The organism is Methylobacterium sp. Leaf108 (assembly GCF_001423265.1).
Classification (GTDB): Bacteria; Pseudomonadota; Alphaproteobacteria; order Rhizobiales; family Beijerinckiaceae; genus Methylobacterium.
The window spans coordinates 479,505-494,220 of record NZ_LMND01000001.1 but is presented as its reverse complement, the minus strand read 5'-3'; the positions used below and the strand labels follow the sequence as shown (position 1 = coordinate 494,220).

The following is a 14,716-nucleotide window of genomic DNA, read 5'->3' as shown; positions in this document are numbered from 1 at the left end:
GGGCCGGTCAGGCGGCGTCGCGGTTCAGAGGCTCGATCCGTTCGACGTCGGACCCTGCCGACTCCTGCGCCCTGAGGAGGTCGTAGCGTCCCTGAAGGTTGATCCAGAACTGCGCGCTGGTGCCGAGGTAGCGACCGAGGCGCAACGCCGTATCGGCGCTGACGCCGATCTCCTCCCGCGCGATCCGCTCGATGCGGGTGCGCGGGACGCCACAGGCCCGTGCGACGGTCCCGGCGCTGAGACCGAGCGGAACCATGTATTCCTCCCGCAGCATCTCGCCGGGATGCATCGGCGGCAGGGTGGCGACGATCTCCACCACATCTCGGGTCATGTCGGAGCCTCCAGTCTTCCGGGCGGTCGATCAATGATAGTCGACGATCTCGACATCCTCCGGGCCGGTTGGCACCCCTCGAAAGCAGACGCGCCACTGATCGTCGATCCTGATGCTCCATTGGCCGACACGATCGGCTTTCAGGGATTCCAGACGGTTGCCGGGCGGATAACGCAGGTCGCCGATGACGTCGGCCGCGTCGATCGCCTGAAGCTTTCGCCTCGCGACCTTGAAGAGGTCGGTCGGAAATCCCCTGGGGCATCGCCCCCGAAAAATCGCCTCCGACCACGTGTCCCTGAGGCTTCTGATCACCGGATCGCCCTTGGTAGACTGTATCACTAAGTGATACAGTCTTGTCAATCGTCCCCGCCGGGGATGCAGGCGGGCGCCTGCGTTGATCCGACGCTTGCCAACGGCCGTCCGGCGCCTGCCCGAAACCGTATGCCTGCCCGAAACCGTATGACGGAGCGCGCCCGTTGCCTTAAGAGGGGCGCCATGCACACGGGGCGGCCGCGGGGCCGTCGCCAGACACGGACAACCGAAACAGCCCCATGACCGACCTCCTCGAGACGATCCGCAAGACGCTCGTGCCGATCCACAAGGAGGGGTATCCCTTCATCCTGATCGGCATCGTGCTCACCGTGATCGGCGGGTACTTCGCGCAGAGCCTGGGCTGGATCTTCCTGATCCTCACCCTGTGGGTCTGCTACTTCTTCCGCGACCCCGAGCGGATCACCCCCATCGGCGACGGCCTCGTGGTGTCGCCGGCAGACGGGCGGGTGAACCTCATCGCCACGGTGCTGCCGCCCCCGGAGCTCGACCTGCCGCAGGTGGAGATGACCCGCATCTCGGTGTTCATGAACGTGTTCGACTGCCACGTGAACCGGGTGCCGATGACGGGCCGGATCGGGCAGATCCACTACACCCCCGGCCTCTTCCTCAATGCCGAGCTCGACAAGGCCAGCGACGACAACGAGCGCAACGGCCTCGTGATGGAGACCACCCACCGCGGCACGCCGCTGCGGATCGGCGTCGTCCAGATCGCCGGCCTCGTCGCCCGGCGCATCGTCGGCTTCGTCCAGGCCGGCGAGACCCTGCAGGTCGGCGAGCGCTTCGGGCTGATCCGGTTCGGTTCGCGCGTCGACGTCTACCTGCCGCTCGGCACCCGGGTGCTGGTCGGCCTCGGCCAGAAGGCGGTGGCCGGCGAGACGGTGCTGGCCGACCTGAGCGGCGGCCCCGAGCGCGCCTTCCGCCGGATCTGAGAGGGAGCCCGCCATGGACGACCTGTTCCCGCCCTTCGCGCCCGACGCCGACGAGCCGAAACCCCGCCGGTTCAAGCCGGTGCCGTTCCGGATGATCGCGCCCAACATGATCACCCTGATGGCGCTCTGCCTCGGGTTGACCGCGATCCGGCTGGCCTTCGAGGGCAAGTTCGAGCCCGCCGTCATCGCCATCGTGGCCGCCGCCTTCCTCGACGGCATCGACGGGCGCGTGGCGCGGATGCTCAAGGGTACCTCGCGGTTCGGGGCCGAGCTCGATTCGCTCGCCGACTTCGTCAACTTCGGCTGCGCCCCGGCCTTGATCCTCTACGGCTTCGCGCTGTTCCACCTGCGCTCGGTCGGCTGGATCGTGGCGCTGATCTTCGCCATCGCCATGGCCCTCCGGCTCGCCCGCTTCAACGCGATGCTCGACGACCCGACCCGGCCGGAATGGAAGAAGGACTACTTCGTCGGCGTGCCGGCCCCGGCCGGCGCTCTCACGGCGATGCTGCCGCTCTACCTGCACTTCCTCGGGCTCACCATGGAGCGGTGGGCGGCCCCCATTGTGCTCGGCTACGTCCTCGTCATCGCGCTGCTCGTCGTCTCCACGGTGCCGACCTTCTCGGGCAAGACCATGGGCAAGCGGGTGCCGCGCGATTGGGTGCTGCCGATCTTCCTGGTGGTGGCGGCCGGGTTCGGGTTGTTCATCAGCTTCCCGTTCGAGGCGATGGTCGTGCTCGCGGTCGCCTATCTCGTCGGCATCCCCATCGGCGCGGCCCAGTACCGCCGCCGGGCCAAGGCGGAGGCCCGTCGCGAGACGCCGACCGCCGCCGCAACGGAAACGCCGCCCGCGCCCGCCGACGCCCCACAGGCTTTGCCGCCGCCCTGACGCCTGGCGCCGGTCGGCACCTTGCCCGGTGAGCATGGCTTGGCTAGTGCTCGGGAACACGAACGGGGACGGGGCGGCAATCATGCTCGAGGAATTCAAGAAGTTCGCACTGCGCGGCAACGTCGTCGACCTTGCCGTCGGCGTGATCATCGGCGCGGCCTTCGGCGCCATCGTCACATCGGCGGTGCAGGACGTCTTCATGCCGATGATCGGTGCGATCACCGGCGGTCTCGACTTCTCGAACTACTATATCGCCCTGTCGTCGAGCGTGCAGAAGGGCGCCGCTTATGCCGATGCCAAGAAGCAGGGCGCGGTGATCGGCTACGGCCAGTTCATCACCGTGGCGATCAACTTCATGATCGTCGCCTTCGTGCTGTTCCTCGTCATCCGCGCCATGAACAAGCTTCAGTCGCAGGAGGAGGCCAAGCCGGAGGCGGTCGCCGAAGTGCCGGCCGACGTGAAGATCCTGGGCGAGATCCGCGACATCCTGGCGACGCGCCCCAAGGTCTGAACGCCCCCAAGGTCTGAGCGCTCCAACGTCCGACAGGCTCAGGGCTGTCAGGTTCGCGACGTCGACCCGCCCGTTCCGGTGCCGCCGAGGTCGCCGAGGATCTGATCGAGGGCCTGGGCCACCGCCTCGGTGCCCTCTTCGTGGGTCTTGAGGCGGACTTCCAGCCGCTTGATCTGCGGCTCGAACTCTTCCGGCACCACAGGGTCCCCGAGATAGTCCGGCACGCCGTCGCCGGTGGTGAAGACGCTACGCAGCTGCTGCCCGAGATGATCGCGCACCGGCTCGGGCAGGGCGCCCTCCTTGGAGGCGGACTCCGAGGGGCCGCGGTCGTCGATCTCGTTCTGCATGGTGTCGGTCTTTCCTCGCTCCGTCACCCTCAACAGCGATCCATGGCAAGTCGTTGCAAGTCTCAGGTCGTCGCCAGTCCCAAGTCGTCGCAAGTCCACTCGTGGGACCTCATCGCCTGCGGTTCGCGATCCCGACCTCCGCCGTCGGCCGGGCATGAGAAAGCCCCCGGCGAGCGATCGCCGGGGGCTTTCCGTTCAATCCAACCGAAAAGGGTCGATCGATTAGTCGATGACTTCGACGATCCGCGACGAGCGATCCACGAGGACCGGACGGTCGTTGATGACGGTGTAGCGGGCGCCGCGGGCGTTGTACTCGGCCGGGACCTCGTAATAGGTCACGCCGGAGTTCGGCAGCACGGTGCCGACACGGACGTCACCGTTGTAGTCGAACGAACGGCGCTTCTCGCGGGTCACGTACTGGCGGAAGCGGGGACGGTCGTCCACGCCGAGGATGCCGCCGACGGTGCCGGTGGCCGCGCCGACGGCACCGCCGACGATGGCACCCACCGGTCCGGCGGCATCCGCACCCTCTTGGGCGCCGCGCTCGGCGCCGCGCACCAGACCCTGGGCCTGGGCGGCCATGGGCAGGCTGAGAGCGATGACGGAGGCGGCCAGCAAGGTCTTGATGGTCATGGATCGAAACTCCCGTTGTGATGTCCCGCCCGACCGTCGTCGTATCGTAAGCGGGTCTGCCGCAATAACGTGCGACCGTCTCAAAGGGATGCGATAAAAAATGATCTTTTCGTTTTGCGTGCCGATCGGCACAGAAACGATAAAGATATTCTCTCGAAGCGGAAAATTTCGCGCTTCTTCGCTCCGGCCGAAAGGCCGTTGAGGAGCCCGCCGTCCGGCGTCCGGGTACATCCATGCGGCCAGCAACGTCGCGGACCGCCGGTCTCCGACCTGATCCCGTCGATCCGGCAGTGATGCGGCGATGGGCTTCCCGGGGGTGCCGCGCGGGGTCCGTACTTGGTTGCCGCTCGATGCGAGCGGGACCCCTATCAGGCGTCCAGGTGCTTGAGCACCAGGGTCGCGTTGGTGCCGCCGAACCCGAACGAGTTCGAGAGCACGTGGCCGAGCGCGACGCCGTCGCGGCGCTGGCGCAGGATCGGCATGTCGGCGAAGGCCGGGTCGATCTCGTCGATATGCGCGCTCTCGCAGATGAAGCCGTGCTTCATCATCAGGAGCGAATAGATCGCCTCCTGCACGCCGGTGGCGCCGAGCGAATGGCCGGTGAGGGACTTGGTCGCCGAGATCGGCGGGCAGTCCTCGCCTCGTCCGAACACCTCCCGGATCGCCTCGATCTCCTTCTCGTCGCCCACGGGCGTCGCCGTGGCGTGCGGGTTGATGTAGTCGATCCGCGCGCCCTTCAGTCCCTCGATCGCCTGCTGCATGCAGCGCACCGCGCCCTCGCCGGAGGGGGCGACCATGTCGTGGCCGTCGGAGGTGGCGCCGTAGCCCGCGACCTCGCCGTAGATCTTGGCGCCGCGAGCCCGCGCGTGCTCCAGTTCCTCGAGCACCAGCACGCCGGCGCCGCCGGCGATGACGAAGCCGTCGCGGTTGGCGTCGTAGGCGCGCGAGGCCCGCGCCGGGGTGTCGTTGTACTTCGAGGACATGGCGCCCATGGCGTCGAACAGCACCGAGAGGGTCCAGTCGAGGTCCTCGCAACCGCCCGCGAAGATGATGTCCTGGCGCCCGGCCTGGATGATCTCGGCGGCGTTGCCGATGCAGTGGTTGGACGTCGCGCAGGCCGAGGCGATCGAATAGTTCACGCCCTTGATCTTGAACCAGGTCGCGAGCGTCGCCGAGGCGGTGGACGACATCGCCTTGGGCACCGCGAACGGACCGACGCGCTTGGGGCCCTTTTCGCGGGCGATGGCGGCCGATTCCACGATCGCCTTGGTGGAGGGGCCGCCCGACCCCATGATGATGCCGGTGCGCGGGTTCGAGATCTCGCCCGCCTCCAGGCCGGAATCGGCGATGGCCTGGTCCATGGCGACGTGGTTCCAGGCGGTGCCGCCGCCGTGGAAGCGCATGGCGCGCCGGTCGACGAGGGTCTCCGGATCGAGGCTGGGCCGGCCTTCCACCTGGCTGCGGAACCCGAGTTCGGCATAGGACGCCGAAGCGCCGATGCCGGACTTGGCCTCGCGCAGGGAGGCGAGGACTTCCTCGGTGGTGTTGCCGATGGACGAGACGATGCCCATCCCGGTGATCACGACGCGGCGCATGGGCAGGTTCTTCTCCGCCGGGGTGCCTGAGCGAAGGCGCTCCCCATGGACGATCAATCGAGAGACAGTCAGGTAAGGCGGGCCGGGCCCGATCTCAACCGGCCCCGTTCATCGGGGCTCGTCGATGTCGCTTCAGGCCTGCGCCTGGAACAGGGCCACGCGCAGGTCCTTGGCCTCGTAGATGCGCCGCCCGTCGGCCTCGAGCCAACCGTCGGCGATGCCGAGCACGAGCTTGCCCTGGCGCACGCGCTTGATGTCGATGCCGTAGACCACCTGTTTCACGCTCGGCAGGACCTGGTCGGTGAACTTCACCTCGCCGACGCCGAGCGCCCGGCCGCGTCCGGGGGCGCCGAGCCAGCCGAGGTGGAAGCCCACGAGCTGCCACAGGGCGTCGAGGCCGAGGCAGCCGGGCATCACCGGGTCGTTCTTGAAATGGCAGCCGAAGAACCAGAGGTCGGGCCTGACGTCGAACTCGGCCAGGACATGACCCTTGCCGTGGGCGCCGCCCTCGGACCCGATCGAGACGATGCGGTCGAACATCAGCATCGGCGGCAGCGGCAGCTGGGCGTTGCCCGCGCCGAACAGCTCGCCGCGCCCGCAGGCCAGCAACTCCTCGTGGCTGTAGCTGGACGCCCGCGCCGATACGGCCGTGGTCGGGGTCTCGGGAGGAGTCCGGGGAGGAGTCTGATCGTGATCGGAAGACATGAAAGCGGATCGGTCCTCGGCTCGTGATGCTGACGCGACGGGCCCGTGGTCCGGGCCGCCCCGCGTCCATGCCGTCCCCTGCGACAGCGCGGCCTCGTTAGCACAGGCCCCCGGCGCCTTCAAAGCGGGCCGGCGGCGACGCGGCGGCTTCGGGTTGCGGGTCGGCGGTGCCTCTCATATAACCCTCCCATCAGAGTTCCGATGCATTCCGCGAGCGTTCCGTAACCGTCATGTCGAATCTGACGTCACTCCAGGCCGCGCTGAACGCGCGGGGCACCGGTCCCGCCGGTGAGGCGGCCGGTGCGCTCGGTCGGCGCGGCTGCCCGCTGTCGGACCTGCGCGACCGGTTGCGCCGGGCCGGACTGCGCCCGACGCGCCAGCGCCTCTCCCTGGGTTGGCTGCTGTTCGGGCGTGGCGACCGCCACCTGACGGCGGAAATGCTCTACGACGAGGCGATGCGCGCCAAGGTGCCGGTGTCGCTGGCCACGGTCTACAACACCCTCCACCAGTTCACCGAGGCCGGCCTGCTGCGCCAGCTCGCGCTCGACGGCTCGAAGGCCTATTTCGACACCAACCCGAGCGAGCACCACCACTTCTTCCTCGAGGAGGAGGGTCAGGTCCTCGACATGCCCGATTGCGGCATCACCGTCGATTCCCTGCCCGAGGCCCCCGAGGGCATGGAGATCGCCGGCGTCGAGGTGATCGTGCGCCTGCGCCGCCGGGTCGCCGCCCGCCGGGCCTGAGCGACCTCGTCCCAATGAGATACGAAAAGGGCCCGGTTTCGCCGGGCCTTTTTCGTGAGCGGGACAGGCGGGCGATCACCGGCCGGCCTCATATCATTTCCGGGTGATCACTTCGTGATGCGGAAATGGGCTTCGCTCAGGCGCCGCGCGGGCTCGGTGAGACGGCTCCCACTCGATTCGAGCGGAAACCGTATCACTCCACCCGTTCGTTCGGGTACACGCCCCACAGCCGGTCCTGGCGGATGTAGCCGGAGACGTCGCCGCCCTTCTGGGGGAGGGCGACGATCACGCGGCACCAGCTGCCGGTGCAGGATTTGACGCTGCCGATGACGCCGGCCTGGAGCCGGGCCTCCTCGCCGGAGGTTTCGTCGGCCTTGGCGAACAGCGGGATCGCCGCGGCCTTGTCGCCGCTGCGGCCGGCGGTGACGATGGAGGTCCGCCGGCCCGAGAGCAGCGAGTGCAGCACCCAGCCCTCGGTGCCCTCGGAATCGCGGATGCGCCGCCAGGTCTCGAACTCGGCCACGATCTCGATGGGCAGCCCGGCCCGCTGGAACACCCACAGGGTGCGGTGGTCCTTGGAGGGGCCTTCGCGCAGGTTGACGCGGTCGGTCTTGAGGCTGGCGTAGCGCGGCAGCGGCAGCTTGGTCACCGGCCCCAGGGCCACGTCCGGCTGCCCCTGCGCGGCGGCGCCCTTCGGGCCGGAGGCGGCCGCGGCGCCGAGGAGGGCGGCGACAACAACAGCGAGGGCGCGCATCGTTCGTCTCCTGTGCCGTGGTCCCGCGGTCTCCGGCCGACGCCGGACACGGGACCGCCCCGCGCATTGTGTTCGAGCCCCTCTCTGGTAGAGAGGGCGGCCCGCGACGGCCTCGGTTTGTGCGCGAGGATGCGCGACGTCCGTGGTGATCTTCTGCCGGTCGCGTGGTTAACAGAACGTAAGGGGCCCCGTCATCCGCGCCCGGACAGGCCGGGGCGCCGGTGGGCCGGGTCCGCGGGGAGGAAGCATGCCGTCGTTGAAGCGCAAGCCGCTCGTGGTGGTCACGCGGCGACTGCCGGAAGCCGTTGAAGCGCGCATGCGCGAGCTGTTCGACTGCCGCTTCAACCCCGACGATACGCCGCTGGACCAGGATGCCCTCGTCGCCGCCATGCGCGAGGCCGACGTGCTCGTGCCCACCGTCACCGACGAGATCGACACCGCGCTCCTGGCCCAGGCCGGCCCGAACCTGCGGCTCATCGCCAACTTCGGCAACGGCGTCGACCACATCGACGTGGCCGTGGCGCTGGAGCGCGGCATCACCGTCACCAACACCCCCGGGGTGCTGACGGAGGACACCGCCGACATGACCATGGCGCTGATCCTGGCGGTGGCGCGCCGGGTGACGGAGGGGGCGCGCATCATCCCCGACGACGCCTGGGACGCCGGCTGGTCGCCGACCTGGATGCTCGGCCGCCGCATCACGGGTAAACGCCTGGGGATCGTCGGCATGGGCCGGATCGGCCAGGCGCTGGCCCGCCGCGCCAAGGCGTTCGGCCTCTCGATCCATTACCACAACCGCCGCCGGGTGCCCGCCGCGATCGAGCGCGACCTCGAGGCGACCTATTGGGAATCCCTCGACCAGATGCTGGCGCGGGTCGACATCGTCTCGGTGAACTGCCCGCACACGCCGGCCACCTACCACCTGCTCTCGGCCCGGCGCCTCAAGCTGCTCAAGCCCGAGGCCATCGTCGTCAACACCGCCCGCGGCGAGATCATCGACGAGAACGCGCTGGCGCGCCTCATCGAATCCGGCGACGTCTCGGCGGCGGGCCTCGACGTGTTCGAGCAGGAGCCGGCGGTGAGCCCGCGCCTCGTCAAGCTCGCCCGCTCGGGCAAGGTGGTGCTCCTGCCGCACATGGGCTCGGCCACCCACGAGGGCCGCTCCGACATGGGCGAGAAGGTCATCATCAACATCAAGACCTTCATGGACGGCCACCGTCCGCCGGACCGCATCCTGCCCGGCATGCTGTGAGCCGGTGCCGGCGTTCCGGACAACGACGGGCCGGCGGCAGGGGAGGGCACGCCATGACCACCGTGCCGTCCTGCGGCGGACCTCGCGGGCCGGTCGCCTTCGGCCCGGCGTCTGCTCCGGATGGTGAGCCGGCGCCATGCACGGTCGCTTTTCAGCGCGCCGGCGCGATTCGGGGCGGGATGGCGGCGTCCGCGTCGCCCCCGTGTCATCTCACCTTCACGGGCCGGCGGCACATGCGGGACCTGACGGACCCACCCGGCCATCTCGGCCGTGCCCCACGCCGCGGCGGAGGCCTGGTCCCGATGGGAGACGCGGGATGTCGACGGCGGAGGAGAGGCCGGCGGCCGGAACGGTCGAGACCGAGGTGGCGCCGATGATCCGGCCGGGCAAGCGCCTGCGCCCTCCCGGTTCGAAGAGCGTCGGCTGGGCCCTCGTGCAGGCGGCGCGGCTGCACCGGTCCCGCATCGGCGACAGGCTCGCCGCCCTCGACCTGTTCGCCGGTCAGGAGCAGGTGGTGCAGGCCCTGGCCATGGCCGGGACCATGACCATGGGCGACCTCGCCGCGACCCTGCGGGTGCGCCCGCCCACCGCCTCCAAGACGATCTCGCGGCTGGCGGCGCTGGGCTTCGTCGAGCGCCGGGCCGAGGCCGGCGACGGCCGCGTCGTCCGGGTGCGCCTCACCGAGGCGGGGCTGGCCAAGGCCGAGGCGATCGAGCGGATCTGGGACGACGTCGAAGCCGAACTCCTCGACGGCTTCGAGGGCAAGGAACGCCGCCGCCTGCGCAAGCTCCTGCGCCGTGCCGCCGGCAATCTCGCCGAGGTGACGGGCGTCGAGGGCCACGAGGCCGAACTCGAAGGCGACCTCGACGAGGACGACGGTCCCTCGGCCTGAGGGGGCGGACAGCGGGCTTCTTGCCGCGACGCAGGGGCACCCACCCAACCCCTATCCGCAGAGGGGAGGGGACGGGCCACGCCGAATCGATCCGGCAGACAAGCGCCTCAGACCCCCGCCGCGACGCCGCCCTGCCACCGTCGCGGGTGGTTGCCGGTCCCGGCTCGGCGTAGACCCGCCCGGTCGGGTTCGAGCCGGGAGGACAGCGCATCGCCATGCCAGGAGTCTCCGAACACCCCGGGCCCGGCGAGGTCCGCCGTCGCAGGCTCGCCGGCATCGTGCTGATGTGCGGGACGGTGGCGTTCTTCGCCTGCCTCGACGCCTCGGCCAAGACCCTGGCGCTGGCCGGCGTCGATCCGCTGTTCACCACCTTCATGCGCTACGGCGTCAGCGTCGTGATGGTCTCGGCCTTCATCAATCCCGTGACCACGCCGGGCGTGGTGCGGACCCGGCGGCTGTGGCTGCAGGTGGTGCGCTCGCTGCTGCTGTTCGGTTCCACCGCCCTCAACTTCTTCGCCCTGCGCCACCTGCAACTGGCGGAGACCCTGTCGATCCAGTTCGCCGCGCCGCTCGCCGTCGCGCTCCTGGCGGGGCCGCTCCTAGGGGAATGGTCGTCGCCGCGCCGGCTGGCGGCCATCGCGGTGGGCTTCGTGGGCGTGCTGGTGATCGTGCGGCCGGGCGTGGGTGCGTTCCAGCCGGCGGTGCTGCTCAGCCTCGGCAACATGCTCTGCTACGCGTTCTATCTCATCGCCACGCGCAAGCTCGCGGCCATCGATTCCACCGCCACGACGATGTTCTATTCGGGGCTGGCGGGCCTCGCGGTGATGGCGCCGCTGCTGCCCTGGATCTGGAGCGATCCGGCCTCGCCCGGTCTGTGGCTGCTGCTCGTCGGGGTCGGGCTGTTCGGCACCCTCGGGCACTGGCTCCTGGTGCTGGCCCACGCCCGCGCCCCGGCCAACGTGCTGGCCCCGTTCCTCTACACGCAGCTGCTGTGGTCGGTCCTGCTCGGCTACCTCCTGTTCGGCGACGTGCCCCACCGCTGGACGCTGATCGGCGGCGCCATCGTGGTGGCCTCGGGCCTCTACCTCCTGAGCCAGGAGCGCACGCGCCGGCCGGCGTGACCGACCGGCCGGCGCGTGCGGCCGCTCAGCGGTGGCGGCGGCGATCGTGGTGATGCTGGCGCGACTTCATCCGCGTGCGGTAGGCGCGACGGCCCGGATCGATGCCGAGCGCCCCGTTGACGGTGCCGACGGCTCCGCCGACCGCGCCCCCGACGATGCCGCCGATGGGGCCTGCGACCCGGTCGCCTTCGGCGGCCCCGCGACGGACGCCGCCGGGCAGGCCCTGGGCCTGGACCGAATCCGCGAAGGTGACGGTGGCGAGAGCGAGGCCGAGGCCGAGCAAGGCGTATTTCATGGCGTATCCTCTGCTTGTTGGTCGTCCACGCCGGCGCCGGAGCGCCGGGACGGAGCGAGGAATCAACGGTCGAGCTATCAAAAGGTCCCACGCGCGGCCGGTGCTGGCCTCGCGTCCCCGCCGCTGTTAGAGGACAAGGGATGTGCGCTCCCGGCGATCCGTGCGGTGTTGACCGCCCTCACCGAATTACGAGCCCGGCCCCCGCCTGAGGGCCCGCGCGAGCGGCCCGCCGGATGCCGGGAGAGCGTGACGCGCCCTTTTTTTCGCGGACGACGGCCCGATGCCGCGCCGCCCTTCAGACTGCGCCAGACGAAGATCATGACCGAGCCGAGCCCCCCCCGCGACTACTCGCAGACCCTGTTCCTGCCGCGTACCGAGTTTCCGATGCGGGCCGGGCTGCCGGTGCGCGAGCCGCTGCTGCTGGCGCGTTGGGCCGAGACCGGCCTCTACGGCCGCATCCGCCAGACCGCCGCCGGCCGCCCGAAGTTCGTGCTCCACGACGGGCCGCCCTACGCCAACGGCAACATCCACATCGGCACCGCGCTCAACAAGATCCTCAAGGACGTCATCGTCCGCTCTCAGGGTGCGCTCGGGTTCGACGCGAACTACGTGCCCGGCTGGGACTGCCACGGCCTGCCGATCGAGTGGAAGATCGAGGAGCGGTACCGCGCCAAGGGCCGTAACAAGGACGACGTGCCGGTCCTCGAGTTCCGCCAGGAATGCCGGGCCTTCGCCGGCCAATGGCTCGACGTGCAACGCGAGGAGTTCAAGCGCCTGGGCGTCACCGGCGACTGGGACCACCCCTACGCCACCATGACGTATCCCGCCGAGGCCACCATCGCGCGCGAACTCATGACCTTCGCGACGACGGGTCAGCTCTACCGCGGCTCGAAGCCGGTGATGTGGTCGGTGGTGGAGAAGACCGCGCTGGCGGAAGCCGAGGTCGAATACGAGGACCACGTCAGCGATACGATCTTCGCGGCGTTTCCGATCCGTGAGGGGGGCGCCGACGACTTGGTGGCTGCCCGCGTCGTCATCTGGACCACGACGCCCTGGACCATGCCGGGCAACCGCGCCGTCGCCTACTCGAAGAAGGTCGCCTACGGCCTCTACCGGGTGACGGCGGCGGCCGAGGACAATTGGGCCAAGGTCGGCGATACCTACCTTCTGGCCGACAGCCTGGCGGCCGGCGTCTTCGAGGCCGCCCGCGTCGAGGCGTTCGAGCGTGTCCGCGATGTCCTGCCCGCGACGTTGGCGGGGCTCACGGTGGCGCATCCCCTCGCGGCCCACGTCCCCGGCTACGCCTTCGCCGTCCCCCTCCTCGAAGGCGACCACGTCACCGACGAGGCCGGCACCGGCTTCGTCCACACCGCGCCGGGCCACGGCCGCGAGGACTTCGAGGTCTGGACCGCCAACGGTCGCGCGCTCGCGGCGCGCGGCATCGAGACCCGCATCCCCTACACCGTCGACGCCGACGGGGCGCTGACCGAAGAGGCGCCCGGTTTCACGGGAAAACTCGTCCTCACCCCCAAGGGCGAGAAGGGTGACGCCAACAAGGCGGTGATCGCGGCGCTCAGGGAGGCCGGCACCCTCGTCGCCTCGGGCCGGCTCAAGCACAGCTATCCCCACTCCTGGCGCTCGAAGAAGCCGGTCATCTTCCGCAACACGCCGCAGTGGTTCATCGCGCTCGACAGGCCGGTGGATTCCCTCGACGGCCGGACGCTGCGCGACGTGGCGCTCAAGGGCATCGACGACACCCGCTGGGTGCCGCCGCAGGGCAAGAACCGCATCACCGGCATGGTCGCCAACCGCCCCGACTGGGTGGTCTCGCGCCAGCGCGCCTGGGGCGTGCCGATCACCGTCTTCGTGAATCGGGCTACCGGCGAGGTGCTGCGCGACGAAGCGGTGAACGCCCGCATCGCCGACGCCTTCGCGGCCGAGGGCGCCGACGCCTGGTTCACCGATGCCGACGGCGCCCGCTTCCTGGCACCCGACCACGACCCGGCGGACTACGAGAAGGTCACCGACGTCCTCGACGTCTGGTTCGACTCCGGCTCGACCCACGCCTTCGTGCTCGACGATCCCGCCCAGTTCCCCGGCCTCGCCGGCGTGGTGCGCAAGCGCGACGGCGGCGCCGACACGGTGATGTACCTCGAAGGGTCCGACCAGCACCGCGGCTGGTTCCAGTCCTCGCTGCTGGAATCCGCCGGTACCAGGGGGCGCGCGCCCTACGACATCGTCCTCACCCACGGGTTCGTCCTCGACCCCAAGGGCTTCAAGATGTCGAAGTCGAAGGGCAACGTCGTGGCGCCCCAGAGCATCATCAAGGATGCCGGCGCCGACATCCTGCGCCTGTGGGTGGCGGCCTCCGACTACACCGACGACCTCCGGATCGGGCCGGAGATCATGAAGACCTTCGCCGAGACCTATCGCAAGCTACGCAACTCCTTGCGCTGGATGCTGGGCTCGCTCGCCCATTTCGAGCCGGGCCTGACAATCGCCCACGCCGACCTGCCCGACCTGGAGCGGCTGATCCTGCACCGCCTGTGCGAGCTCGACGGCGAGATCCGCGAGGCCTACGCCGCCTTCGACACCAAGCGGGTGGTGGCGCTTCTGAACGGCTTCATGACCGGCGACCTCTCGGCCTTCTATTTCGACGTTCGCAAGGACGCGCTCTACTGCGACCCGATCTCGTCGCGCACGCGCCTCGCCTCGCTCCAGGTGATCGACGAGACGTTCCGCCGGGTGGTGATCTGGCTGGCCCCGGTGCTGGCGTTCACGGCCGAGGAGGCCTGGCTCGACCGTTATCCCTCCGACGACGGGTCCGTGCACCTGCAGGTGCTGCCGGAGACACCCGCCTCCTGGCGTGACGACGCCCTCGCGGCGCGCTGGCAGAAGGTGCGAAAGGTGCGCCGGGTCGTCACCGGGGCGCTGGAGATCGAGCGGGCGGGAAAACGCATCGGCGCCAGCCTGGAGGCGGCACCCACCGTGTACGTCGCCGACCCCGACCTCCTCGCCGCCCTCGACGGGATCGACGCCGCCGAGGTCTGCATCACCTCAGGCCTCCGCATCGAACCCGGCGAGGGCCCCGCCGAGGCCTTCCGCCTCGACGATGTGCGCGGCGTCGCCGTGGTCCCGGCCCTCGCCGAAGGGACGAAATGCGCCCGCTCCTGGCGGGTCAGCCCCGAGGTCGGCACCGACCCGGAGTATCCCGACGTCACCCCCCGCGACGCGCTGGCGCTGCGGGAATGGGATGCGGCACGGGCAGGGGCGGCGTGACCCGTCGTCCGGGTCATCTCGTCCCGGAACGCCCGAAGCGCCACCCGGGGCCGGATGAGGCAAGGGCGCGGGACCGGCTCAGTTAGCCGGCTTGGCAGGCGGTACTGTTT

General features: G+C 69.9%; 16 protein-coding genes. 8 read left to right on the top strand and 8 right to left on the bottom strand.

The window, feature by feature from the left end; genetic code table 11:
- Positions 1–7 precede the first annotated feature (7 nt).
- Together ASF39_RS02315 and ASF39_RS02310 are read right to left on the bottom strand one after the other, a co-directional pair.
- Positions 8–331 carry a HigA family addiction module antitoxin gene (locus tag ASF39_RS02315; protein WP_056280776.1) on the bottom strand — a complete coding sequence of 108 codons (324 nt, stop codon included), beginning with the start codon at positions 329–331 and terminating at the stop codon, positions 8–10.
- Between the two features lie 30 nt (positions 332–361).
- A complete protein-coding gene (locus tag ASF39_RS02310) occupies positions 362–643 on the bottom strand; it encodes a type II toxin-antitoxin system RelE/ParE family toxin (protein WP_056280775.1) in 282 nt (93 codons plus the stop codon).
- A 239-nt stretch (positions 644–882) separates the two neighbouring features.
- Here ASF39_RS02310 and ASF39_RS02305 point away from each other — a divergent pair, with 239 nt between their 5' ends.
- From ASF39_RS02305 to mscL, 3 genes are all read left to right on the top strand, one after another.
- The gene (locus ASF39_RS02305; protein WP_055879829.1) at positions 883–1,593 is read left to right on the top strand and encodes a phosphatidylserine decarboxylase; all 711 of its coding nucleotides are present in this window, start codon (positions 883–885) and stop codon (positions 1,591–1,593) included.
- Between the two features lie 13 nt (positions 1,594–1,606).
- Positions 1,607–2,479 (top strand): phosphatidylcholine/phosphatidylserine synthase, encoded by an 873-nt coding sequence (locus tag ASF39_RS02300; protein ID WP_055879826.1) that lies wholly within the window; start codon positions 1,607–1,609, stop codon positions 2,477–2,479.
- An 82-nt stretch (positions 2,480–2,561) separates the two neighbouring features.
- Positions 2,562–2,990: a large conductance mechanosensitive channel protein MscL gene (gene mscL / locus ASF39_RS02295; protein WP_055879824.1), complete on the top strand. Its 429-nt coding sequence runs from the start codon at positions 2,562–2,564 to the stop codon at positions 2,988–2,990.
- Positions 2,991–3,037: 47 nt separating this feature from the next.
- On the opposite strand, the gene ASF39_RS02290 is transcribed toward mscL, so the two are convergent.
- From ASF39_RS02290 to fabA, 4 genes are all read right to left on the bottom strand, one after another.
- Positions 3,038–3,337: a hypothetical protein gene (locus ASF39_RS02290; RefSeq protein WP_056280773.1), complete on the bottom strand. Its 300-nt coding sequence runs from the start codon at positions 3,335–3,337 to the stop codon at positions 3,038–3,040.
- 222 nt (positions 3,338–3,559) lie between these two features.
- A complete protein-coding gene (locus tag ASF39_RS02285; protein WP_056280770.1) occupies positions 3,560–3,970 on the bottom strand; it encodes a DUF1236 domain-containing protein in 411 nt (136 codons plus the stop codon).
- Between the two features lie 368 nt (positions 3,971–4,338).
- Positions 4,339–5,565, bottom strand: coding sequence for a beta-ketoacyl-ACP synthase I (gene fabB, locus ASF39_RS02280; protein WP_055879815.1), 1,227 nt, complete (start codon positions 5,563–5,565; stop codon positions 4,339–4,341).
- A 132-nt stretch (positions 5,566–5,697) separates the two neighbouring features.
- Positions 5,698–6,270: a 3-hydroxyacyl-[acyl-carrier-protein] dehydratase FabA gene (gene fabA, locus ASF39_RS02275; RefSeq protein WP_055879812.1), complete on the bottom strand. Its 573-nt coding sequence runs from the start codon at positions 6,268–6,270 to the stop codon at positions 5,698–5,700.
- A gap of 230 nt (positions 6,271–6,500) precedes the next feature.
- Here fabA and irr point away from each other — a divergent pair, with 230 nt between their 5' ends.
- Positions 6,501–7,013, top strand: a complete 513-nt coding sequence (gene irr, locus ASF39_RS02270) for a Fur family transcriptional regulator Irr (RefSeq protein ID WP_055879809.1) — start codon at positions 6,501–6,503, stop codon at positions 7,011–7,013.
- 193 nt (positions 7,014–7,206) lie between these two features.
- Here irr and ASF39_RS02265 read toward each other — a convergent pair whose 3' ends face one another.
- Positions 7,207–7,767: an SH3 domain-containing protein gene (locus tag ASF39_RS02265; protein ID WP_056280768.1), complete on the bottom strand. Its 561-nt coding sequence runs from the start codon at positions 7,765–7,767 to the stop codon at positions 7,207–7,209.
- A 247-nt stretch (positions 7,768–8,014) separates the two neighbouring features.
- On the opposite strand from ASF39_RS02265, the gene ASF39_RS02260 reads away from it, so the two are divergent.
- The 3 genes from ASF39_RS02260 to ASF39_RS02250 all read left to right on the top strand — a co-directional run bounded on the left by ASF39_RS02260 (position 8,015) and on the right by ASF39_RS02250 (position 11,032).
- A complete protein-coding gene (locus ASF39_RS02260) occupies positions 8,015–9,019 on the top strand; it encodes a D-glycerate dehydrogenase (RefSeq protein WP_055879803.1) in 1,005 nt (334 codons plus the stop codon).
- A gap of 373 nt (positions 9,020–9,392) precedes the next feature.
- Positions 9,393–9,911 carry a MarR family winged helix-turn-helix transcriptional regulator gene (locus tag ASF39_RS02255; protein ID WP_244472253.1) on the top strand — a complete coding sequence of 173 codons (519 nt, stop codon included), beginning with the start codon at positions 9,393–9,395 and terminating at the stop codon, positions 9,909–9,911.
- 215 nt (positions 9,912–10,126) lie between these two features.
- Positions 10,127–11,032, top strand: a complete 906-nt coding sequence (locus ASF39_RS02250; protein ID WP_056280767.1) for a DMT family transporter — start codon at positions 10,127–10,129, stop codon at positions 11,030–11,032.
- Between the two features lie 25 nt (positions 11,033–11,057).
- On the opposite strand, the gene ASF39_RS02245 is transcribed toward ASF39_RS02250, so the two are convergent.
- Positions 11,058–11,327 (bottom strand): hypothetical protein, encoded by a 270-nt coding sequence (locus ASF39_RS02245; protein ID WP_056280765.1) that lies wholly within the window; start codon positions 11,325–11,327, stop codon positions 11,058–11,060.
- Between the two features lie 318 nt (positions 11,328–11,645).
- On the opposite strand from ASF39_RS02245, the gene ileS reads away from it, so the two are divergent.
- Positions 11,646–14,606: an isoleucine--tRNA ligase gene (ileS, locus tag ASF39_RS02240; protein ID WP_056280763.1), complete on the top strand. Its 2,961-nt coding sequence runs from the start codon at positions 11,646–11,648 to the stop codon at positions 14,604–14,606.
- Positions 14,607–14,716 lie beyond the last annotated feature (110 nt).